Genomic DNA, 242 nt, shown 5'->3' on the forward strand with positions numbered 1-242 from the left:
GGCTTCACCCTGATCGAGCTGATGGTGGTACTGGTGATCATCGGCATTGCCAGCGCGGCCGTGGGCCTGAGCATCAAGCCCGACCCGCTGCAACTGCTGCGCAAGGACGCCGAGCGCCTGGCGCAACTGCTGCAAGTGGCCCAGGCCGAAGCCCGCGCCGATGGTCGGCCGATCACCTGGCGAGCCACGGCCAAGGGCTTTGCCTTCAGCCGCCACAGCGAATCCGGAGGCGGCATCGATGA

Annotated in this window: 1 protein-coding gene; it reads left to right on the forward strand. The window is 67.4% G+C overall.

The genetic code is table 11. From position 1 onward, the window contains the following. Nucleotides 1-242 (forward strand): prepilin-type N-terminal cleavage/methylation domain-containing protein (locus tag F6S12_RS33510; protein WP_315870081.1); only part of this gene is annotated, 242 nt, incomplete at both ends.

It is taken from the genome of Pseudomonas sp. JV245A, from assembly GCF_032424515.1.
In the GTDB taxonomy this organism is placed as follows: Bacteria; Pseudomonadota; Gammaproteobacteria; order Pseudomonadales; family Pseudomonadaceae; genus Aquipseudomonas; species Aquipseudomonas protegens.